This is a genomic window from Pseudomonas sp. No.21, from assembly GCF_054558415.1.
In genome coordinates this window covers 101,915-122,165 of sequence record NZ_BAAJNO010000007.1, presented here as the reverse complement: position 1 = coordinate 122,165, position 20,251 = coordinate 101,915, and the positions used below count along the sequence as shown (strand labels likewise).

Annotated in this window: 20 protein-coding genes; 11 read left to right on the top strand and 9 right to left on the bottom strand. The window is 65.8% G+C overall.

All coding sequences use genetic code 11. From position 1 onward, the window contains the following. Positions 1 to 121: 121 nt before the first annotated feature. From ACYJSS_RS15845 to thrC, 3 genes are all read left to right on the top strand, one after another. Positions 122 to 850: a thioredoxin fold domain-containing protein gene (locus ACYJSS_RS15845; protein ID WP_111263577.1), complete on the top strand. Its 729-nt coding sequence runs from the start codon at positions 122 to 124 to the stop codon at positions 848 to 850. Positions 851 to 972: 122 nt separating this feature from the next. Beyond that, entirely contained in the window at positions 973 to 2,277 is a 1,305-nt protein-coding gene (locus ACYJSS_RS15840) for a homoserine dehydrogenase (RefSeq protein ID WP_111263578.1), read from the top strand. 96 nt (positions 2,278 to 2,373) lie between these two features. After that, complete coding sequence (thrC, locus tag ACYJSS_RS15835; RefSeq protein WP_111263579.1) at positions 2,374 to 3,783, top strand: threonine synthase; 1,410 nt, start codon at positions 2,374 to 2,376, stop codon at positions 3,781 to 3,783. A gap of 66 nt (positions 3,784 to 3,849) precedes the next feature. Here the strand turns inward: thrC and ACYJSS_RS15830 are convergent, their stop codons facing one another. From ACYJSS_RS15830 to ACYJSS_RS15820, 3 genes are all read right to left on the bottom strand, one after another. Further along, on the bottom strand, positions 3,850 to 4,152 hold the full coding sequence (locus ACYJSS_RS15830; protein ID WP_111263580.1) for a hypothetical protein: 303 nt from the start codon (positions 4,150 to 4,152) through the stop codon (positions 3,850 to 3,852). A 125-nt stretch (positions 4,153 to 4,277) separates the two neighbouring features. Further along, positions 4,278 to 4,904, bottom strand: coding sequence for a hypothetical protein (locus tag ACYJSS_RS15825; RefSeq protein WP_111263581.1), 627 nt, complete (start codon positions 4,902 to 4,904; stop codon positions 4,278 to 4,280). Positions 4,905 to 5,128: 224 nt separating this feature from the next. Beyond that, positions 5,129 to 5,752, bottom strand: coding sequence for a hypothetical protein (locus tag ACYJSS_RS15820; protein ID WP_111263582.1), 624 nt, complete (start codon positions 5,750 to 5,752; stop codon positions 5,129 to 5,131). Positions 5,753 to 5,942: 190 nt separating this feature from the next. Between ACYJSS_RS15820 and ACYJSS_RS15815 the strand changes: the two genes are divergently transcribed. Further along, entirely contained in the window at positions 5,943 to 6,611 is a 669-nt protein-coding gene (locus tag ACYJSS_RS15815; RefSeq protein ID WP_111263583.1) for an EndoU domain-containing protein, read from the top strand. A 43-nt stretch (positions 6,612 to 6,654) separates the two neighbouring features. On the opposite strand, the gene ACYJSS_RS15810 is transcribed toward ACYJSS_RS15815, so the two are convergent. The 3 genes from ACYJSS_RS15810 to ACYJSS_RS15800 form a co-directional block, all read right to left on the bottom strand. Next, positions 6,655 to 7,242, bottom strand: a complete 588-nt coding sequence (locus ACYJSS_RS15810) for an RNA polymerase sigma factor (RefSeq protein ID WP_111263584.1) — start codon at positions 7,240 to 7,242, stop codon at positions 6,655 to 6,657. Between the two features lie 754 nt (positions 7,243 to 7,996). Next, positions 7,997 to 8,158, bottom strand: coding sequence for a hypothetical protein (locus ACYJSS_RS15805; protein ID WP_236205468.1), 162 nt, complete (start codon positions 8,156 to 8,158; stop codon positions 7,997 to 7,999). Then, entirely contained in the window at positions 8,155 to 8,622 is a 468-nt protein-coding gene (locus tag ACYJSS_RS15800) for a BRO-N domain-containing protein (protein ID WP_111264890.1), read from the bottom strand. Before ACYJSS_RS15800 ends, ACYJSS_RS15805 begins: the two co-directional genes overlap by 4 nt. 665 nt (positions 8,623 to 9,287) lie before the next feature. On the opposite strand from ACYJSS_RS15800, the gene ACYJSS_RS15795 reads away from it, so the two are divergent. From ACYJSS_RS15795 to pbpG, 3 genes are all read left to right on the top strand, one after another. Further along, a complete protein-coding gene (locus ACYJSS_RS15795; protein WP_111263707.1) occupies positions 9,288 to 10,286 on the top strand; it encodes a hypothetical protein in 999 nt (332 codons plus the stop codon). A 480-nt stretch (positions 10,287 to 10,766) separates the two neighbouring features. Then, positions 10,767 to 11,111, top strand: a complete 345-nt coding sequence (locus tag ACYJSS_RS15790; RefSeq protein ID WP_236205469.1) for a hypothetical protein — start codon at positions 10,767 to 10,769, stop codon at positions 11,109 to 11,111. Positions 11,112 to 11,455: 344 nt separating this feature from the next. Next, on the top strand, positions 11,456 to 12,388 hold the full coding sequence (gene pbpG / locus ACYJSS_RS15785) for a D-alanyl-D-alanine endopeptidase (RefSeq protein ID WP_111263709.1): 933 nt from the start codon (positions 11,456 to 11,458) through the stop codon (positions 12,386 to 12,388). 294 nt (positions 12,389 to 12,682) lie between these two features. On the opposite strand, the gene ACYJSS_RS15780 is transcribed toward pbpG, so the two are convergent. The 3 genes from ACYJSS_RS15780 to ACYJSS_RS15770 all read right to left on the bottom strand — a co-directional run bounded on the left by ACYJSS_RS15780 (position 12,683) and on the right by ACYJSS_RS15770 (position 13,974). Beyond that, positions 12,683 to 13,381 carry an LrgB family protein gene (locus ACYJSS_RS15780; protein ID WP_111263710.1) on the bottom strand — a complete coding sequence of 233 codons (699 nt, stop codon included), beginning with the start codon at positions 13,379 to 13,381 and terminating at the stop codon, positions 12,683 to 12,685. Beyond that, a complete protein-coding gene (locus tag ACYJSS_RS15775) occupies positions 13,378 to 13,734 on the bottom strand; it encodes a CidA/LrgA family protein (RefSeq protein WP_111263711.1) in 357 nt (118 codons plus the stop codon). The genes ACYJSS_RS15780 and ACYJSS_RS15775 overlap by 4 nt, the downstream gene beginning before the upstream one ends. 105 nt (positions 13,735 to 13,839) lie before the next feature. After that, on the bottom strand, positions 13,840 to 13,974 hold the full coding sequence (locus tag ACYJSS_RS15770) for a hypothetical protein (RefSeq protein WP_256604861.1): 135 nt from the start codon (positions 13,972 to 13,974) through the stop codon (positions 13,840 to 13,842). A 259-nt stretch (positions 13,975 to 14,233) separates the two neighbouring features. On the opposite strand from ACYJSS_RS15770, the gene kynU reads away from it, so the two are divergent. From kynU to ACYJSS_RS15750, 4 genes are all read left to right on the top strand, one after another. Continuing rightward, complete coding sequence (gene kynU / locus ACYJSS_RS15765) at positions 14,234 to 15,478, top strand: kynureninase (protein WP_111263712.1); 1,245 nt, start codon at positions 14,234 to 14,236, stop codon at positions 15,476 to 15,478. A 30-nt stretch (positions 15,479 to 15,508) separates the two neighbouring features. Beyond that, positions 15,509 to 16,924 (top strand): amino acid permease, encoded by a 1,416-nt coding sequence (locus ACYJSS_RS15760; protein ID WP_111263713.1) that lies wholly within the window; start codon positions 15,509 to 15,511, stop codon positions 16,922 to 16,924. Positions 16,925 to 17,051: 127 nt separating this feature from the next. After that, positions 17,052 to 18,371 carry an OprD family porin gene (locus ACYJSS_RS15755; protein ID WP_111263714.1) on the top strand — a complete coding sequence of 440 codons (1,320 nt, stop codon included), beginning with the start codon at positions 17,052 to 17,054 and terminating at the stop codon, positions 18,369 to 18,371. A gap of 90 nt (positions 18,372 to 18,461) precedes the next feature. After that, a complete protein-coding gene (locus tag ACYJSS_RS15750; protein ID WP_158545628.1) occupies positions 18,462 to 20,222 on the top strand; it encodes an LVIVD repeat-containing protein in 1,761 nt (586 codons plus the stop codon). Positions 20,223 to 20,251 lie beyond the last annotated feature (29 nt).

The following is a 20,251-nucleotide window of genomic DNA, read 5'->3' as shown; positions in this document are numbered from 1 at the left end:
GGCCCCTGCGCGCACCGGATATCCCCGCCGTACCTCCGTTCGGCTCTCTGGCGCGGTGGCGCGGGGCTTGTGTGATAATCTTCGGCATCCGCCCGAATGTCGCCGCTCCACAGGAGTAACCATGCGCGTGACCCGACTTTTCGCAGCCATGGCCCTTGGCCTGGTCAGCACCTTCAGCCTTGCCGACGATCCGGACCAGGCCATCCGCAAGACCCTCGACGGCCTCGAACTGGGCCTGCCCATCGAATCCATCGGTGAAAGCCCCATGAGCGGCATCTACCAGGTGCAACTCAAGGGCGGTCGCATGCTCTACACCAGCGCCGACGGCCAGTACCTGATGCAGGGCTACCTCTACCACGTGAAGGACGGCAAGCCGGTGAACCTCACCGAGCAGTCCGAAAGCCGCTCCATCGCCAAGGAGATCAACGCCATCCCCGAGAGCGAGATGGTGGTCTTCGCGCCCAAGGAGCCGGCCAAGGCGCACATCACCGTGTTCACCGACACCGATTGCGGCTACTGCCAGAAACTGCACAGCGAAGTGCCCGAGCTCAACCGCCGCGGCATCGAGGTGCGCTATGTCGCCTTCCCGCGCCAGGGCATCGGCAGCCACGGCTACAACAGCCTGGTCAGCGTCTGGTGCAGCAAGGACCGCCAGGCCGCGATGAACAAGGCCAAGTCCCGCGAGGAACTCCCTGCCGCCACCTGCAACAACCCGGTGGCCAAGCAGTTCGAGCTGGGCCAGATGATCGGCGTCAACGGCACGCCGGCCATCGTCCTCGGCAACGGCCAGATGATCCCGGGCTACCAACCGGCTCCGCAGCTGGCCAAGATCGCCCTGGAAGCCAAGTAACACGGGCTCCCGGCGCGCATCACATCGATTGACCAAAAATCAGCCGCTTCGTAAAGTGCGGCTCTTTTCCACGGCCGGGACCATGCCCGGCCGTTTTTCGCAGTGAAGATGGGGAGTTCAGCGTGAAGCCGGTAAAAGTAGGCATCTGTGGCCTGGGGACCGTCGGTGGCGGCACCTTCAACGTACTCAAACGCAACGCCGAGGAGATCGCCCGCCGTGCCGGGCGTGGAATCGAGGTTGCCCAGATTGCCGCCCGTCGCCCCAATCCGAAGTGTGAAACCGGTACCACCCCCATCACCGCAGACATCTTCGAGCTGGTCGACAACCCGGAAATCGACATCGTCATCGAACTGATCGGTGGCTACACCCTGGCCCGCGACCTCGTGCTCAAGGCCATCGAGAATGGCAAGCACGTGGTCACCGCCAACAAGGCGCTGATCGCCGTGCATGGCAACGAGATCTTCGCCAAGGCGCGCGAGAAGGGCGTCATCGTCGCCTTCGAGGCCGCCGTCGCCGGTGGCATCCCGGTGATCAAGGCGATCCGCGAAGGGCTCTCGGCCAACCGCATCAACTGGCTGGCCGGCATCATCAACGGCACCGGCAACTTCATCCTCACCGAGATGCGCGAGAAAGGCCGCGCCTTCGACGACGTGCTCAAGGAAGCGCAAGCGCTGGGCTACGCCGAAGCCGACCCGACCTTCGACGTCGAAGGCATCGATGCCGCCCACAAGCTGACCATCCTCGCCTCCATCGCCTTCGGCATCCCGCTGCAGTTCGACAAGGCCTACACCGAAGGCATCTCCAAACTCACCAGCGCCGACGTCAACTACGCCGAGGCCCTGGGCTACCGCATCAAGCACCTGGGCGTGGCCCGCCGTACCGACAAGGGCATCGAGCTGCGCGTGCACCCGACCCTGATCCCGGCCGACCGCCTGATCGCCAACGTCAACGGCGTGATGAACGCCGTGATGGTCAACGGCGACGCTGCCGGCAGCACCCTCTACTACGGCCCCGGCGCCGGCATGGAGCCCACCGCCTCCGCCGTGGTCGCCGACGTGGTGGACGTGGTCCGCGCGCTGACCGCCGACCCGGAGAACCACGTACCGCACCTGGCCTTCCAGCCGGATTCGCTGTCCGACCACCCGATCCTCCCGATCGACGCCTGCGAGAGCGCCTACTACCTGCGCATCCAGGCCAAGGACCACCCGGGCGTACTGGCCCAGGTGGCCACCATCCTGTCCGAGCGCGGCATCAACATCGAATCCATCATGCAGAAGGAAGTCGAAGAGCAGGACGGACTGGTGCCGATGATCCTGGTTACCCACCGGGTCGTCGAAGCGCGCGTTAACGACGCCATCGCCGCACTGGAAGCCCTCGACGACGTGGCCGGCAGCGTGGTCCGCATCCGCGTCGAACAGCTCAATTAATTTGGAGCGGCAAGCTCCAAGCCATAAGCCGCAAGCGGGCGTACCGCTTGCAGCTTGAAACTTGCAGCTTGCAGCTCAAACCGAAGGTTTGTACCCATGCGCTATATCAGTACCCGCGGCCAGGCCCCGGCCCTGAACTTCGAAGACGTGCTGCTGGCTGGCCTCGCCACCGACGGCGGCCTCTACGTACCGGAAAACCTGCCGCGCTTCACCGTCGAGGAGATCGCCTCCTGGGCCGGCCTGCCGTACCACGAGCTGGCCTTCCGCGTGATGCGCCCGTTCGTTGCCGGCAGCATCAATGACGCCGACTTCAAGAAGATCCTCGAGGAGACCTACGGCGTCTTCGCCCACAACGCCGTGGCGCCGCTGCGCCAGTTGAATGGCAACGAGTGGGTGCTGGAGCTGTTCCACGGCCCGACCCTGGCCTTCAAGGACTTCGCCCTGCAGCTGCTCGGCCGCCTGCTCGACCACGTGCTGTCCAAGCGCGGCGAGCGCGTCGTGATCATGGGCGCCACCTCCGGCGATACCGGTTCGGCCGCCATCGAAGGCTGCAAGGCCTGCGAGCACGTCGACATCTTCATCATGCACCCGCACAACCGTGTATCCGAGGTGCAGCGCCGGCAGATGACCACCATCCTCGGCGAGAACATCCACAACATCGCCGTGGAAGGCAACTTCGACGACTGCCAGGAGATGGTCAAGGCCAGCTTCGCCGACCAGGGCTTCCTCAAGGGCACCCGCCTGGTCGCGGTCAACTCGATCAACTGGGCGCGGATCATGGCCCAGATCGTCTACTACTTCCACGCCGCCCTGCAGCTCGGTGGCCCGGCCCGTTCCGTGGCCTTCTCCGTGCCCACCGGCAACTTCGGCGACATCTTCGCCGGCTACCTGGCGCGCAACATGGGCCTGCCGATCAGCCAGCTGATCGTCGCCACCAACCGCAACGACATCCTGCACCGCTTCATGAGCGGCAACCAGTACGTCAAGGACACCCTGCACCCGACCCTGTCGCCGTCCATGGACATCATGGTCTCGTCCAACTTCGAGCGCCTGCTGTTCGACCTGCACGGCCGCAACGGTGCCGCCATCGCCGGCCTGATGGACACCTTCCGCCAGGGCGGCGGCTTCAGCGTCGAGGACGACCGCTGGACCGAAGCGCGCAAGCTGTTCGACTCCCTCGCCGTCACCGACGAGCAGACCTGCGAAACCATCGCCGAGGTCTACGCGGAATGCGGCGAACTGCTGGACCCGCACACCGCCATCGGCGTGCGTGCCGCGCGTGAATGCCGCCGCAGCCCATCCATCCCCATGGTCACCCTCGGCACCGCGCACCCGGTCAAGTTCCCGGAAGCGGTGGAGAAGGCCGGCATCGAAGCGGTTCCGGCCCTGCCGCCGCACCTCGCCGACCTGTTCCAGCGCGAGGAACGCTGCACCGTCCTGGCCAACGACCTGAAGACCATCCAGGCCTTCGTCGCCGCCCACGGCAACCGCGGCAAGCCGCTCTGACCTGAACGGCAATGAAAAGCCCCTGGTGAGTGATCGCCAGGGGCTTTTTCGTTTCGGGGACCAGGATCAGTCCGCCTTGTCTTTTCCCAGGCCGTCTCGCTCCGACAGGGGCAGTGCCTCGTGGGGCGAAGACCCCAGCTCCGATGCATCCACCTGGACAGGCACGAAGCCCTCACCGGTCTTGTAGCCCTTGTAGAGGTTGTAACCGGCGTCGAAGTCGATCCACGTGTGCGGCGCCGGGGGTGTCAGTACGCACCAGGCCGGGTTGTGGGTGCTGCCCGGCTTCTGGAATGTGACGATCTTGTATTCCTGCTTTTCAAGGAGCTGGAGCTCGCTGGCATCGATGCCGAAATTGATCTTGTATTCCATGTCCCTTCTCCATCGGGCCCGCTAACGGGGCGGGCACTGATCATGAGCCAGTCCCCGCCCCGTTGCCGATTGATGGCCGTTCACAGATGCAACCGGGAAGCCCCGCGATCGCTCGCCAGGCCGCTTCAGCGGGCGCTGAATTCGAAGGTCCACAAGCCGCCAGGGCGGGTGAGGTTCACGTCCACTTCGGTGGCGGTGATGGGCGCCACGTACTGGGTCATGTCCGAGAAGTTCTGCACGATGTAGGTCTGCCCCGCCAGCGGTGGAGAGGCCACCATGAAGTAGAACCGGCCCGGCACCATCTCGAAGCTCACCGTCATGTTCAGGTCCACCTTGGGCATGCTCACCACCGGATGGCCGCCCACATACCAGTTGCACGTGAACTGGATGAAGGGGTTGGTCTGGTTGATCACGCCGCACTGCTGCGGGGTGAGCTTTTCCTGCGCCAGCGATGTGGGTGCCGGTTGCAGGCGCGGCGACAGCCCTGCCGGGCTGACCGCCTGCAGCAACTGGCCGGGCTGCACGGCCACGCGTGTGGAGATGATCTGCTCATCCGGGGTATCGCCCGAACTGGAGAGATCGGTCTCGATCTGGTCCTCGTAGTCGAACCGCTCCGTAGCGCCCGCCGAACCGGTCAGCACCCGCCAGGCGTGGATGTCGTAGTCGCGCTGCGGATTCTGTGGCTTGAGGAAGACCAGAACGGTTTTCCCCTCCATGTCCTCCACATCGAAATGCACGTTGAAAACCATCATGGGTCCCTGTCTCCTTGGTTCCGTCATAGCCCCGGCACATGCCGGAGCAGGCGTTGATGATGGATCAGAAAACGGGTTTCTGCCGGATGATGGCAACCGCCATGGCGCCGGCCGCTCCTCGACGGGGAGCATCGTGGCCCGGGCTTCAGCCCGGGAGCCTGCCCGACGCAAAAGCCCCCGGCGATCGCTCGCCGGGGGCTCCTGTCCTGCGGGTTGCGCGTGCCTCAGCGGGCGAGGAAATCGAAGGTCCACAGGCCGTTCGGGCGGGTCAGGGTCACGTCCACTTCGGTGGCGGTGATGGGCGCCACGTAGCGGGTCATGTCCGAGAAGTTCTGCACGATGTAGGTCTGCCCGATCATGGGCGGGGTGGCGACCATGAAGTAGAAGTTGGGCTCGTACTCGAAGCTCACGGTCATGCGCGAGTCCACCTTGGGCATGGTCACCACCGGGCGGCCGTTGACGTACCAGTTGCTGTCGAACTGGGTGTACGGGTTGGTCTTGTTGATCACGCCGCACTGCTGGGGCGTCAGCTTCTCCAGCGCCAGCGACGTGGACGCCGGTTCCAGCTGCGGCGACAGGCCGTTGGGGCTGATGGCCTGCAGCAACTGGCCGGGCAGGATGGCGCGGCGCCCGGAGATGATCTGGTTGCCGGCCTTCTCGCCGAGGCTGCTCACGTCCGTCTCGATCTCCGCCTCGTAGTCGAAGGACTCCGTGGCGCCGGCCGACCCGGTGAGCACCTGCCAGGCGTGGACGCGGTAGTCGCGCTGCGGGTTCTGCGGCTTGAGGAAGACCAGCACGGTCTTGCCCTCCATGTCGTCCACGGCGAAGTTCACGTTGAAAGTGGTCATGGTTCCTTTCTCCTTGGTTCCGTTACGGCCCCGACACCTGTCCGGGCCTGTTTCCATGACGGCCCATCCACACGGCCTGTGAACGCTGCATGGCACTGGCCGCCGTGCGGCGGTCCGGCGTCACGGATGCGGCGGCCTCCCGTCATTGCTGCTGGGCACCTACCGCCCAGACAGATGAAGGAGATACGCCATGGAATGCTTCAAGAAAACCCTGCCCCTGGGTTTGCTGGCCGCCTGCTGCAGCGTGCCGGCGCTCGCCCAGATCAACTGCGCGCCCGGTGCACCCGGGGTCAACCCGCTGCCGGTGCAGATGGGCGCGGGGCTCGCCAACAGCCGGATGAACCCGCAGATCAACCAGCGCCACATCTTCTGCGGCGAGATCAACGGCGCGGGGAACGCGGTGGGCTTCCACTCGCGGCCCAACAGCCACGACCCGCGCGTGGGCGTGGGGCCGATGGCACCCTTCGCCGCGCAGATCACCGCCGGGCAGCAGTTCTTCGTGCAGCCGGGCGCGGCGCATCCCGGGCCCTATCGCTATCGCGGGCTGGGGGTGCAGATCGTCAACGGCGCCGGGGCCATGGTATTGAAGGTGCCCCCGCCCGGTGCCTCGACCTTCTACCCCGACAGCTGCACCCAGCAGCAGGTGATCGAATCGGTCCGCTACGCCTACACCCACCCGTTCCAGGCCATCGGCCCGGGTGCCGGCGCCAACTTCTTCACCGGCCCTTCGGCCCCCTCCGTGGCGGCAGCGGGCTACTGCGTCGGTGAAGCGGGTACCCCCTTCACCATCGGCGGCTACGTCAACCAGATCGGCGGCCTCTGGTTCCTCAACACCGCCTACCCGATCGGCAACTTCTGATCGTTCGGCCCGCCCCCTGGGGGCGGGCCTCCCGTCCAGCGGCTCAGCCTTCGTTACCCGCCTCGCACAGGGCACCCAGCCAGTCGCGCAACTGCCGGCGTGCCAGTTGCACGCGCTTGCGCAGGTTGGGTTCGCTGACGTGCAGCAGGCCCGCCAGCTCCACGTACTCCACCCCGCAGATACAGTGCTGTTCCAGCGCCTGGCCGAGGTTGGGCGGCAGCCGGTTCAGCGCCTTGTCCAGCACCTCCACCGCCTCCTGCAGGCAGGCCTGGCGCTCCGGACCCAACTGGTGCGGCTGCCAGGCCGCGTTGTCGTGCAGTTGCTGGTCCAGCCAGTCCAGGTTGCAGGTGAGCGGCGTGCTGCGCAGCCGGTCGATGCAATGGTTGCTGGCCACCCGGCGCAGCCAGGCCGGCACATTGTCGATGCCGTCCAGCCGCCCCGGTTCGCGCAAGAGCAGGGTGAACAGGCGCAGGCGCAACTCGCTGAGCGCGTCCTCCGCGTCCTGCGGGTTGCGCGTCAATTGCTGGCAGCGCTTGCGCATCAGCGGTTCGTGGTCGATGAGAAATTTCCATAGCAGTGTCCTCTGCGTGCCTTGCTCCAGGCTCGCGTCCAGGTTGCTCGCCATAATCATTCCGTGATCCTTCTAAACGCCGGGGGCGGAGGTGCTGCACTGGCAGTCCTTGCCAGACCGGTCGAAGCAAGCAGGACGAAGGCGTGCCCGGGTTTGTGAAGCGGTTTCTAGCCGGCGGGCTGATCGGGCCGGGCGACAGGGGAGGGCATTTCAGGAGCGGGTGCAAGAAGGCCGTGGCGGGTGGCGCGAGCGGCGGGGCGAGGGTGGTGGTCGGGGCCGGCGGGTCGCCTGGCCGGGCGGGCCGGCTGGCGCTTCGGCAGACCCGCAACGCTGGCTGCGGTGCCGGGCATGATGGGGGAGGCCAGGCTGGCAGCGCCTTGAGCGCGCCTACCGCATCCTGGTGGAGCGTGCGGATTGCGACGGCTTTGCTGCCTGCGACTGGAACGTGGCCGGCAAGGCGCAGTTCGAGCCGGGCATCGCCATGAGCTGACAGGGGGCCCGCTGCAGGGCTTCGCGGTCCTCGCCGCTCAAGCGGCTCGACGACGTTGTCCGTACCCAGGCCCAGGCGTTCAATCCATGCATCGCCAAGGCGCTCCTCGCCAGAGGTCTACGTGGCCCGGGGCGGCCTATCGCCAGAGCGAGTTCATCCGTGAAAGACCTTCCATCCTCACGACCCACCCGTTGCCCCAAGGCCCCTCCCGATGCCGAGAGGGGCCGGGCTCGGGTCAGCTCTTCCGCAACGCCAGCTGCTCCAGCTTCATCAACTGCCAGAACTCCTGCTGGTTGCTGCGGCACAGGTCCGCCATCGCATCCATCAAGGCGCCTTCGCCGACCTCATCCAGGTAGGGCCGGGGAAGCCCTCGCGCAGGCCCGCGTTGTCCCGGATGATCTCGGCGATCACATGCACGGTGTTCAACCGCGACTCCAGCCGATCCACCCACTGCCGCAGCCGGCGTTCCGCAACCTCCTGGCTCATACCGACACCTCCTGGCCGCTGGCCATGAACAGCGGCAAATCCCGCCAGGCCACCCACAGCTCACCCTGCCAGCGCACCACGCCCAGCTGCCGGCCCTCGTAGACCAGCGTTTCACGCGTGGGTGCCGCATCGGGCGTGCGGTGATAGTCATGCAGCGTCGGCACCAGCACCTCGTTCACCCAGCGGCCCACAGTGCCGTGCCTGGGCGTGCCGAACTGGAACAGCGCCCGGTAGGCGCCGATATCGCTGATCACCACCCCCTCTTCATGGAAGCCGTCGGTGTAGATGAGGGCGAGGGTTTGCTGCTGGTGAGGCTCCAGGGCCGGGAGCAAGGGGAGGGCATCGGCCAGGCCGATCAACTGCGCGAAATCATGGGCGACGAACCAGGGCTGGTTGTCGATCATCACGGCGCGCAGGCGTTGGTGGTGGTGATAGAAAACGAGGGGGGTGAAAGCGTTTTTCATGGCTTAGCTCCTGATGAATGAAGAAGCTGCCACCGTTCGCTGTCAGTCAAAGGGTGGCAGACCGCGCAGGGTTGACAGACCGGCATCAGGAACCGGCAGACCCGAGGGTCTCCCCGCGCGATCTGCCATAGAGCAGTGCAGTTGAAAACTGCATGCGAGCAAAGGCCTGCAAGAAACATTCGCCGTTTCCCGCATGCACCTTGCGGCGCAATCGCGCCTGATGACGGGCTGTCAAACCCGGCCACGGGATTTGCCGTGGCTGGGGGAGGATAGGGAGGAGGGAGTGGGAGGGCAAGGGTGTGGTCGCCGGATGGATCGCGGGGGGTGAATCAAACCAATGGCTATCTAACGACTCTGCTGCTCGTGACTGGCATCTTTCGACCAAGAGCGGACGTTGAGACTAGGAAAATAAAACGGTGGCCTTTTTCGCGCACAAACTTGTGCCAGCCGTTGCATTTGGCTACCGCCAAACTGAAGATAAGCGCCTGTCGTAAGCCCACTGCTTGGGCTATCTCTCGCTTCGGACGAAGCGCCGTTTTGACCAGGAGCTGTATTGTGATGGATCACATACTGGCCGGACCTTCTTGTTCAGGTCTTTCCCTCTCGGCAGGGCGCCCCTCTTTTTTCACAACATATCCTCAACCCAGCCAGCTCTAGGAATTCCCATGTCCGAGTCATCGCTCAATATCGTCTTGAAGTCCGATAACAATCAGCTCGCGGTGTTGCTTAAAGGGTTGAACGGGACGTTTACCGCCGCGTTTTTACAAGGGTTAGAAGCAACGTTCGCCGGCGACCGGGGCCATCCACAACCCGCCGTTTTCACCGACCTCAACGTGCAACAGGTGAGGGTCGGCAAAGGATTGTATGGGCTGCATATCCAAGGCGACGAAGCGGAAGCCTTCATGGACTGGCTAGGCGGCTTGCCGGGATTGGCGTTCTGGGCGTTGGCAACCAGTGAAACGATGATCGACATATATGCCTCCAGCGATGGCTGTAGTTACTGGAGCACCTATGTGGCGTGGGAGGGCGGCTCAGACCCGGAAGAAGATGCTCGTGAAGCCAAGCTCCAATGGTGGGTCGGCATGACCAAACCGGTGTTGCGCCATTTCGATGAAGACGCCGACAGCGCGCTTGCACTGCTCAAAGCCCATCAGAAAACCAAGGACGAAGCCGACCACTGGGGCTACTTCTTCGCCAACCACATCACCAGCGAAGGCATGCTTCTGAAAGTCCGGATCAAAGACAAACTGGTACGTACCGCCTGGCTGCGAGAACTGCAGCGCTACGTAAAAGCGGAAGAAAAAGACTTCCAGCGCCTGGCCACCTTTTTCACCAGCGAGCGCCTCAAATGGCAAGGCGGTGACGAGACGGCACAGTTCCCCGATTGGTCGGAACAACGGAAAGCTCCGCTGGAGCTGGCGAAGGGTTTAATGTTCGCCGAGGAGGCCGGCAACTGCCTATACGTTGGCTTTCATATGGACGGTATCGCGCCATATATTCACGGCGACTGCAACTCCTCGTCACGAGGCAATTACGCAATCAATTTGGTGCAGTACTTCACCGCACTTTATTCGTTAGTCGGGGGCCGAGTTTTTTATAAAAACGAAACCCACTACCTTGCTCGCAGTGTTATTGACCATGATGGTTATCTGTACATCATGTAAATCAATGCGTGCGGCGCTAGATCGTGAAGAAAAACAGCGCCGCTGGGATAGCGCGCCTGAAAGATGTCACCACATTTGGTTTTTGATTTTCGTACGTGCAGCATCGTCCCGGGATTTCGGGCCTAAGACTGCCCATCACGGCCGTCCGCTCCTGGCCGATTTCAGCCCCTGGTGAACGGCTCCAATCATCACTTTTCGCCAACCTACAGTTGGTCGACAGCCATCCGACCAGAGCATCCAGTTCGGCCTGCCGCGCCGGTGCGATCCCCCGCTCGCCGGCGCTGAGAATCTCGTACAGGTGCGCCACCGATGAGGTGACTGGAGTCAGGGCCTAGCTCGGGCTTCAGCCTTGGCCGAGGATGCCGGCCAACGTGCCTTTCCCGCCATTGATCCGAAACCCGCCATGGCCCCGAACCCGGGCCATGGAGCGGTTGCCCAACGGACGTATCATCGGCATCCATCCCTCAGCGAGGTACGGCCATGAAGCTCTTCCGTTGTGCGCTGCTGGCCCTGGTGGCGAGCGGTGCGATCCCCGCCCAGGCCGCCGAACCGAATGGGCAGCAGACCATCCGCGTCATCCCCAAGGCCTACGTCAGCCCCGGCGCCAGCGGCAGCGTCGACACCTACGAAAGCAGCCAGCGCTACGACGTGTACGGCGGGCAGCGCGTGCCCAGCGACATCAACTCCACCCGCAGCAGCTCCGGCTACAGCAGCCAGGACATCCAGCAGCGCGGCGGCATCCGCCAGACCACCGAATACCCCAACGGCCTGATCATCGAGCGGGTTCCGGGGCGGGGCACCACGCAGTATTACCGCCGCGAGTGATCGTGCCGCCCGGCGCGAGTTCCGTAGGATGGGGCGGGCGGCGTTCCGCGAGCTCCGCGAAACCCATCGATTCGGCGTCTCGGGCACAAGAGCGTGCCTGGGCCGGCTCCGCTTGGTGGAGGTAAAAAGCGACCTCCACCCTACGTATCGGTCATGCCCGCGTGTTGGGGCTGCCTTCTGCCCCGATCTCCCGCTTCGCTTGGCCCTCCCGCTGCGAACATGCTGCGAAAAAAATGCCTGCCGGCGAGCGCTGGGGGCTGAATTGGCGGGCTTTTTGTTCTCTATAATGTCGACCAGTTCGCAACGGCGATCTTCATCCCAATCTTCATCCGGTAGCCCGTCACGTGAAAATCCGAACCTCGCTTTTCAAGGCCCTGTTCCTCTGCACCAGCCTGGCCCTCGCCAGCCCCGCCAACGCCCAGACCCCCTCGCCCCTGCGCGACCCGGCGCAGCTGCAACTCGCTTCCGGCAGCGCCATGCTGCTGGACCTGAAGACCAACAAGGTCATCTATTCCAACAACCCCGACCTGGTGGTGCCCATCGCCTCGGTCACCAAGCTGATGACCGCCCTGGTGGTGCTCGATGCCAGGCAGTCGATGAGCGAAGTCATCGACGTCGACATCAGCCAGACCAAGGAAATGAAGGGCGTCTACTCGCGCGTGCGCCTGGGCAGCCAGGCCACTCGCCACGACATGCTGCTGATGACGCTGATGTCGTCCGAGAACCGCGCCGCCGCGACCCTGGCCCACCATTACCCGGGTGGTTACGGCGCCTTCATCGCCGCGATGAACGCCAAGGCCCGCGCCCTGGGCATGAAGCACACCCGCTACGTGGAGCCCACCGGCCTGTCGCTGAACAACGTCTCCACCGCCCGTGACCTGGTGCAACTGCTGGTCGAGAGCCGCAAGTACCCGCTGCTCAGCGAGCTCAGCACCACCAAGGAAAAGACCATCACCTTCGTCAAGCCGCGCTACAGCCTGGGCTTCAGCAACACCAACCACCTGACCCGCAAGGCCGACTGGAACATCGAGCTGACCAAGACCGGCTTCACCGACGAGGCCGGCCACTGCCTGGTGATGCGCACCCGCATGGGCAACCAGCAGGTGGCCATGGTGCTGCTCGACGCCTTCGGCAAGTACACCCACTTCGCCGACGCCACGCGCATGCGCCGCTGGGTGGAAACCGGCAAGAGCGGCCCCATCCCCGTCGCGGCCAAGGCCTACCGCCAGCAGAAGGACAGCGCGCGCAAGCAGCAGATGGTCGCCACGCCGAATTGATCCGGCGCGTCGTCTTCCATTGGCTTGGGCAACCACGTCCGTAGGGCGTGGTCATGAGTCATCGGTGCTGTCGCTGAAGGACGAACTCGTGCCGCAGGGGGTGCCGTGCGCACCGCAACTCGGTGCCTCCGGTGAAGCCCAGGTGCGCGCAGCACACCCTACGTGTGGAGCGAGCAGCGGCTGCATGTTCCGAGGCCTGGCGGTGCTTCCCCTCCCGTGGAGCCAAAGGTAGATCCACGTTCTACGGACGCGGATTTCTGCGCCTATTGATCCTGGCCTGTTCAGCCCGGCACCTCACCCCAGCAACACCGGCAACAGCACTGCCGTCGCCACGCCCGCCAGGCTCATGGCCAGGGCGGCGAAGGCGCCGGTTTCGCTGTTTTCCTGCAGCGCCTGGGCGGTGCCCACGGCGTGGGCGCTGAGGCCCAGGGCGAGGCCGCGCGCGGCGGGGTGGGTGACCCGTGCCAGGCGCAGCAGGGCCGGGCCCAGGGCCGCGCCGAGCACGCCGGTGATCATCACGAAGACGGCTGCGAGGGAGGCGCTGCCGCCCAGTTGCTCGGCCACCAGGATGGCGATGGGCGAGGTCACCGACTTCGGCGCCAGGGTCATCAGCATCACGTGGCCGGCGCCCAGCAGGTGGGCCAGCAGCAGGGTCAGCGCCAGCGTCACCGTGCCGCCCACGCCCAGGGCGATGAGCACCGGCCAGAACAGCTGGCGGATGCGCGGCAGGTTCAGGTACAGCGGCACCGCCAGGGCGACGGTCGCCGGGCCCAGCAGCAGCCAGAGCATGCTCGATGCGCTGCGGTAGGTGGCGTAGTCGATGCCGCAGGCCAGCAGGGCGGCGACCACCAGCAGGGTCGCCACCAGCACCGGTTGCGCCAGCACCGAGCGGGTTTTCTCGAACAGCAGCAGCGCCAACTGGTAGGCGCCCAGGGTCAGGGCGAGGTGGAACAGCGGGTGGTCGCTGACACCGGGCAGCAGCGGGGTGCTCATGGGCGGCGCTCCGGGCGGCTGCGGCGGATCAGCGCCTGCATCAGCCAGCCGGTGAGCGGGATGCCCACCAGCAAGGAGCCCAGCAGCGCGGCGGCGATGGCCCAGACGTCGCGGCCGATGGTCTCGACGTGCAGCATGATCCCCACCGCCGGCGGCACCAGCAGCAAGGGCAGGTATTTCAGCAACTGGCCGCTGGCGTCCCCCAGTGCCGCCGGCACTTCGCCACGGATCACCAGGAACGCCAGCAGCAGGAGCAGGCCGAGCACCGGCCCCGGCAACAGCGGAAGGAGGAGGTGATTGAGGGCCGAGCCCAGGAGCAGGAACGACAGCAGCTGGAACATCCCGCGCAGCATGGCGACGCCTTCCGAATGACGAGTCGAAGGGGCATCACTATGGGAGCGGCATGGCACCGGAAACAGCGGCAGTTGCGGGCGTGAAAAGCAGAGCAGGGCGGCGCCTCAGGCCAGCCAGTCGTCCTCGCTGCCGGGTTCTTCTTCCGGCGCCAGTCCGCGGATGATGTACCAGCGCACGCCGAGATGGACGCCGATCGCGGCCAGTACGACGAGCAGGATGTGCAGCGACTCCGAATCCATGAGTTCCCCAGGGCAGTGAGGCGACCGGCTCCACGCTAGCTGCCTGCGGGGGCTTTGAACAGGTGCAGTCGAGGGCGTTTTCCAGCGGGCCAGCCGTCGTGGCTGGCTATAACGGCTCGGAATAGTTGCTTCGGGCATTTCTATTTTCGGGTAATGGCGACTGAGGGGTAGCATCCGCTCACCCTAATGCGAACAGGTGCCCCGGACCCGCGCCGGGCACCTGCGGCAACCGATAAGAACAAGCAGTCAAGGAATCGCCATGTCCAGCAGCGCCCCTCTCACCCGCGATGATTTCGTGCGCCTCGACGACGAGGACGGAATGGGTCAGTTCCGTGCCCGTTTCGACCTGCCGCCCAACGAGATCTACCTCGACGGCAACTCCCTCGGCGCCATGCCGGCCCACGTCCCGGCGCGCATCGACAGGGTGATGCGCAAGGAATGGGCCCATGGCCTGATCCGCTCCTGGAACGACGCCGACTGGTACCCGGCCCCGCAGCGCACCGGCGGCAAGATCGCCCGACTGATCGGTGCCCAGGCCCACGAAGTGATAGTGGCCGACTCCACCTCCATCAACCTGTTCAAGGTGCTGGTGGCCGCCACCCGCATGCAGCCTTCGCGCAAGGTGATCCTGGCCGAGCGCGGCAACTTCCCCACCGACGTCTACATCGCCGACGGCGTGGCCGAGCTGACCGGCTGCGAGCTGCGCTGCGTGGAGCCGGACGCGGTGCTCGACGCCCTCGACGAGAGCGTCGCGATCCTGTCCCTGACCCACGTGAACTTCAAATCCGGCCGCCGCTACGACATGGCCGCCATCACCGCCCGCGCCCATGAAGTCGGCGCCCTGGTGGTCTGGGACCTGTGCCACTCGGCCGGCGCCATGCCCATCGAGCTGAACGGCGCCAACGCCGACTTCGCCGTGGGCTGCGGCTACAAGTACCTCAATGGCGGCCCCGGCGCGCCGGCCTTCGTCTTCGTCGCCGAGCGCCACATCGCCCAGGTGCGCCAGCCGCTGACCGGCTGGCACGGCCACGCCAGGCCCTTCGACTTCAGCCACGACTACGCGCCCCACGCCACCATCGACCGCATGCTGGTGGGCACCGCCCCGCAGCTCGGCGTGCTGGCCCTGGAGGCGGCGCTGGAGGTGTTCGAAGACGTCGACATGCAGGCCCTGCGCACCAAGAGCGTGGCCCTGTGCGACCTGTTCATCCGGCTCTGCGACCAGGAGCTGCAAGGCCTGGGCATCGAGCTGCGCACCCCGCGCGACGCCGAGCAGCGCGGCAGCCAGGTGTCCCTGGCCCACGCCGACGCCTACCCGGTGATGCAGGCGCTGATCGCCCGCGGCATCGTCGGCGACTTCCGTGCGCCGGACATCCTGCGCTTCGGCTTCACCCCCCTCTACACGCGCTACCAGGACGTCTGGGAATGCGTGGCGGCACTGCGTGAAATCCTCGAACGAAAAGAATGGGACCGCCCGGAGTTCCTGGCCCGTAAATCGGTGACCTGAGCCCCCGCCAAACCCTGGAGCAAGAATGCGATGACAAAAACAACAAGCTCATTCGAACAATTGGTAGACCGGGAAAAAGGCCTCAAGCAGAGCCTCACCAGCGGGCAGCTGTCGATGATCGCCATCGGTGGCGCCATCGGCACCGGCCTGTTCCTCGGCAGTGGATTCGCCATCGGCTTCGCCGGGCCCAGCGTGCTGGTCAGCTACGGCATCGGCGCGCTGATCGCCCTGCTGCTGATGGGCTGCCTGGCGGAAATGACCGTGCGCCACCCCACCTCCGGCTCGTTCGGCTCCTTCGCCGAGTTCTACGTGTCACCCGGCTTCGGCTTCGCCATCCGCTACGCCTACTGGTCGTCCATCGTCTTCGCGGTGGGCACCGAGATCACCGCCGCGGCCATGTACATGAAGTACTGGTACCCCGAGGTGCCGGGCGGCTACTGGATGGTGGCCTTCTCCGTGGCGCTGATCCTGGCCAACGCCTTCAGCGTCAAGGTGTTCGGCGCCATCGAGTACGTGTTCTCGCTGCTCAAGCTGTGCGCCATCGTGGTCTTCATCCTGCTCGGCGCCTGGGTGGTGTACGGCGCGCCGGCGGATTCGGCCATCGGCTTCGCCAACTACGGCAACGACCGCGGCTTCTTCCCCAACGGCCTGTGGGGCACCTGGGTGGCGGTGATCGTGGCCTTCTTCAGCTACCTCAGCATCGAGATGATCGCGGTGGCCGCCGGTGAGGCGAAGGACCCGCAAAGCGCGGTGACCCGAGCCTTCCGCATCACCGTGGTACGCCTGGTGGTGTTCTACCTGCTGACCATCGCCCTGGTCCTGGCCATCGTGCCCTGGGGCCAGAACACCGGCGGCCAGAGCCCCTTCGTCATGGTGATGGAAGCCACCGGCGTGCCCTATGCGGGCGCGGTGTTCAACGCGGTGATCCTGATCGCGGCGCTGTCGGCGATGAACAGCCAGCTGTACATCACCACCCGCCTGATGTTCAGCCTGTCCCGTGCCGGCCAGGCGCCCAGGGTGTTCGGCACCCTGAGCGGCAAGGGCGTACCGCTGCCGGCGCTGCTGCTGTCCTCGGTGGGCATCGCCCTGGCCACCCTGCTGTACCTGGCGTACCCGGAGAAGGCCTTCACCCTGATGATGTCGATCGCCATGTTCGGCGCGATGTTCACCTGGGCGGGCATCTTCCTCACCCACCTGTTCTTCCGTCGCCGCCAGGGCGGCCAGCCGCTGACGTTCAAGCTCTGGGGCTACCCCTGGACCAGCCTCGCCGGCCTCGCGCTGATGCTGGCGCTGATGGTCACCACGCTGTTCACCGAGGCGTTCGCACCCACCCTGCTGTGCGGCCTGCCGTTCCTCGCGGTGATCCTGCTGATCTACGCCCTGCGCTTCCGGCAACGGGCGCCACTCGAAGGCGACGCGCCCAAGCCGCTGCCGATCCAGCGTTGATCCCCGGGCCAGGGACGGCCCGCACCCCCTGAAGGCAACACGACCCGTCCATGGCGGGCCGATGCCCGCACGCGCCCGGGGAAAGGCGCGACAGCGAAGAACAACAAGAATCCACGAGGCTCGAACCATGTTGCGCAGAACCTTCCCGGCATTGCTGCTGGCCGCCTGTGCCTGCCCGCTCGCCCTTGCGGCGAGCGAGCCGGCGCCGGGCCTCGTCGCCGGCAGCCAGGCGACCCTGTTGCTGCGCAACTCCTACTTCAACCGCAGCAAGGAGGATGGCCGCCGCGACGCCCGCGACTGGACCCAGGGCGTCGTCGCCCAGTACGCCTCCGGCTTCACCGCAGGCACCGTCGGTGTCGGCCTCGACGGCTTCGCCTACCTCGGGCTGAAGCTCGATGCCCCGGCCAACAAGAGCGGCACCGGCAACCTCCCGGTGCACGACGACGGCCAGCCTGCCGACGAGTACGCCAAGGCCGGCGCCGCCCTCAAGCTGCGTTACTCGCGCAGCGTGCTCACGCTCGGCGAGCAGCGCCCCGACACCCCGGTGTTCGGCGTCAGCCACTTCCGCATCGTGCCGCAGACCGCCACCGGCATTGCCCTGGTCAGCCAGGAGATCGACGGGCTCGACCTGCAGGCCGGGCACTTCACCTCGTCCACCAGCCCGGTGACCACCAACGGCGACGGCGACCTCTGGGCGGTGATGGCGGGCGTCATCACCCCGCGCGCCGACTACCTGGGCGGCCGCTACCGGGTCGCCCCCGGCCTGGATCTGAGCCTCTACGGCGCGCGCTTCAAGGACATCTGGAACCAGTACTACGCCAGCCTCGACGGCCGCCACGGGCTGGCCGCCGACCGCGAACTGGGCCTGACGCTGACCCTCTACCGCACCACCGACAGTGGCCAGGCGCGGGCCGGCGATATCGACACCACCACCCTGGGCGCCGCCACCTGGCTGCGCAGCGGCGCGCACCGCTGGCTGCTGGGGCTGCAACGGGTGGACGGCGATACGCCGTTCGACTACCTGGGCGTGGGCGACAACGACCGCAATGGCCGCAACGGGCGGGACCAGGGCGCCTCCATCTACCTGCCCAACGCCGCCCAGTTCGCCGACTTCAACGGCCCCAATGAGCGCTCCTGGCAGGTGCGCTACGACCTGGCGCTGGAGCGCTACGGCGTGCCCGGCCTGTCGCTGATGGCCCGTCACGTGCGCGGCTGGGGCATCGACGGCAGCCGGATTCCCGCCGGCAGCCCCTACGCCGGGCGCTACGGCGCCGATGGCGAGCACCGCGAAAGCAACCTGGAGCTGCGCTACGTGGTGCAGGCCGGGCCGGCCAAGGGCCTGAGCCTGCGCGCGCGCCAGGCCTGGCACCGCGCCGATCGCGACCAGGGCTCGGGCGACCTCGACGACTTCCGCCTGATCACCGACTACCCCATCGACCTGTTCTGACCGGCCAGCACGCCTGGCCGGGGGCTTCACCCACATCGATTTCTGCAATGGCAAGCACTGCCCAATCGGGCACAACTGACGGAGTGAATAATGAAAACAAGGCTGCTCCCTTCCAAGGCTCGCGTTCCGTTCATCCAGACCGGCGTCGCGGCATCCGTGATCCTCGGCATGTTGCTGGGCGGTTATGCCCGCGCCGAGGGCCACGGCCCGATCAACATCGTCGACCCCTTCGTGAAGCGGCAGGCCGAGCTGTCGCCGGACAGGACCCCACCTGAACCGGCGCCGGGCAGCTACGGCCTGGACAAGAAGACCGGCGTCTTCACCCACCCGGCGGCCACGCCCTTCTCCCACGGCGGCCAGCCCTTCGCCGGCCAGCTCGACTACTGGGACAGCAAGACCTACATCAAGAACATGAAGGTCGAGGCCTACTACCCCATCGTGGTCGAGCCCTTCCACACCTGGCAGAACATCGTCGACTTCGACGGCAAGCGCTACCTGTACCAGTACGTGCGCCGCAGCCTGAAGATCTTCGACATCACCCATCCCAAGGACGTGAAGCTGCTGCTTACCCGTGGCGAGACCTGGGGCCCGAACGGCCCGGGCGAGGAGCAGAACCCCTACCCGGCGGACGACATGTTCGGCGCGGCCTCCATCCAGTGGAACAAGAAGCTGGGCAAGAACATCATGGTGCAGTCCTTCGAGGTGCGTCGTTTCGGCGTGCTGGAAGACAAGTACCGCGAGCCGGACAAGGTCGAGGCCATCCGCAAGTCCAAGCACCTCAAGGGCTTCAAGGTCTACGAGATGAACGGCCCGCTGCCGGCGGACTGGAAGCTGATCGCCACCCGCACCACCGACATCGAGCACCCCAACGCGCCCATCGGCGAGCAGGAAGGCTCCGGCGTGCGTGACATCCCGGCCTACTTCGGCGGCGATGTGATGTACGTGGCCGCCGCCCCCAGCGACAAGTACGCCCTCACCGAATACCCCAACGACCTGTACAACGCCGGCTACCAGTCCTGGGACATGTCCAACCCGGCCGACCCCAAGCTGCTGGACGTGCTCACCGTGCCCGGCCAGATCGTCGGCGACCCCGAGCACGAGGCCGTGTTCAAGGCCAACCCGCGCGCCGGCAACCGCGCCTCCTGGATGGGCGCGCGCATGTCGCTGTTCATCCCCAAACCGGTGGAGCAGGGCGGCAAGTACGGCTACGCGGCCATGGGCGGCATGGGCCTGTACGTGGTCGACATCACCGATTCGAAGGCGATGAAGGTGGTGGGGCACGTGGACTTCCCGGTCAGCGTGGCCGGCACCGAAGGCGACAACATCGACGTCTCCCAGGTGGAGAAGACCGGACTGGTGTACTTCAGCGGCTACCCGCTGTCCGAGGACTGCTACGAGGCCTACAAGGACATCTACGCGGTGGACGTGAGCAACCCGGCCAAGCCCGCCATCAAGCACGTGCTGCCGCGCCCGACGCCGCCGGCCGATGCCGCCTTCACCGACTTCTGCCAGCGCAAGGGCAGCTTCGGGCCCAAGCGCACCGGCTACTACACCCAGCCCGGCGTCTCCCGCGAGGGCATCCTGCCGTACGCCTTCTACAACGCCGGCGTGCAGGTGTTCGACGTGCGTGACCCGGCCAAACCCACCATCGGCGCCTACTTCGTGCCGCCCTTCGACACCCAGAACGTGGCCAGCTACGCGGTCGGCAACCTGACCCACAGCGCTTACACCGAGTACGACCGCAACCTGATCTGGGTCTTCACCAACCACGGCTTCTACGCACTGTCGACGCCGTTGCTGGGCACGCCGAGCTTCGACGCACCGAAGAAGCCCTGGCCGTCCCGGGACTGACCCTGCGGCTCCATAACAACAAAACCCAA

Coding starts and splice junctions, on each gene's coding strand:
- ACYJSS_RS15845 (WP_111263577.1), top strand. CDS start 122: ATGCGCGTGACCCGACTTTTCGCAGCCATGGCCCTTGGCCTGGTCAGC.
- thrC (WP_111263579.1), top strand. CDS start 2,374: ATGCGCTATATCAGTACCCGCGGCCAGGCCCCGGCCCTGAACTTCGAA.
- ACYJSS_RS15830 (WP_111263580.1), bottom strand. CDS start 4,152: ATGGAATACAAGATCAATTTCGGCATCGATGCCAGCGAGCTCCAGCTC.
- ACYJSS_RS15825 (WP_111263581.1), bottom strand. CDS start 4,904: ATGATGGTTTTCAACGTGCATTTCGATGTGGAGGACATGGAGGGGAAA.
- ACYJSS_RS15820 (WP_111263582.1), bottom strand. CDS start 5,752: ATGACCACTTTCAACGTGAACTTCGCCGTGGACGACATGGAGGGCAAG.
- ACYJSS_RS15815 (WP_111263583.1), top strand. CDS start 5,943: ATGGAATGCTTCAAGAAAACCCTGCCCCTGGGTTTGCTGGCCGCCTGC.
- ACYJSS_RS15810 (WP_111263584.1), bottom strand. CDS start 7,242: ATGATTATGGCGAGCAACCTGGACGCGAGCCTGGAGCAAGGCACGCAG.
- ACYJSS_RS15805 (WP_236205468.1), bottom strand. CDS start 8,158: ATGAGCCAGGAGGTTGCGGAACGCCGGCTGCGGCAGTGGGTGGATCGG.
- ACYJSS_RS15800 (WP_111264890.1), bottom strand. CDS start 8,622: ATGAAAAACGCTTTCACCCCCCTCGTTTTCTATCACCACCACCAACGC.
- ACYJSS_RS15795 (WP_111263707.1), top strand. CDS start 9,288: ATGTCCGAGTCATCGCTCAATATCGTCTTGAAGTCCGATAACAATCAG.
- ACYJSS_RS15790 (WP_236205469.1), top strand. CDS start 10,767: ATGAAGCTCTTCCGTTGTGCGCTGCTGGCCCTGGTGGCGAGCGGTGCG.
- ACYJSS_RS15780 (WP_111263710.1), bottom strand. CDS start 13,381: ATGAGCACCCCGCTGCTGCCCGGTGTCAGCGACCACCCGCTGTTCCAC.
- ACYJSS_RS15775 (WP_111263711.1), bottom strand. CDS start 13,734: ATGCTGCGCGGGATGTTCCAGCTGCTGTCGTTCCTGCTCCTGGGCTCG.
- ACYJSS_RS15770 (WP_256604861.1), bottom strand. CDS start 13,974: ATGGATTCGGAGTCGCTGCACATCCTGCTCGTCGTACTGGCCGCGATC.
- kynU (WP_111263712.1), top strand. CDS start 14,234: ATGTCCAGCAGCGCCCCTCTCACCCGCGATGATTTCGTGCGCCTCGAC.
- ACYJSS_RS15760 (WP_111263713.1), top strand. CDS start 15,509: ATGACAAAAACAACAAGCTCATTCGAACAATTGGTAGACCGGGAAAAA.
- ACYJSS_RS15755 (WP_111263714.1), top strand. CDS start 17,052: ATGTTGCGCAGAACCTTCCCGGCATTGCTGCTGGCCGCCTGTGCCTGC.
- ACYJSS_RS15750 (WP_158545628.1), top strand. CDS start 18,462: ATGAAAACAAGGCTGCTCCCTTCCAAGGCTCGCGTTCCGTTCATCCAG.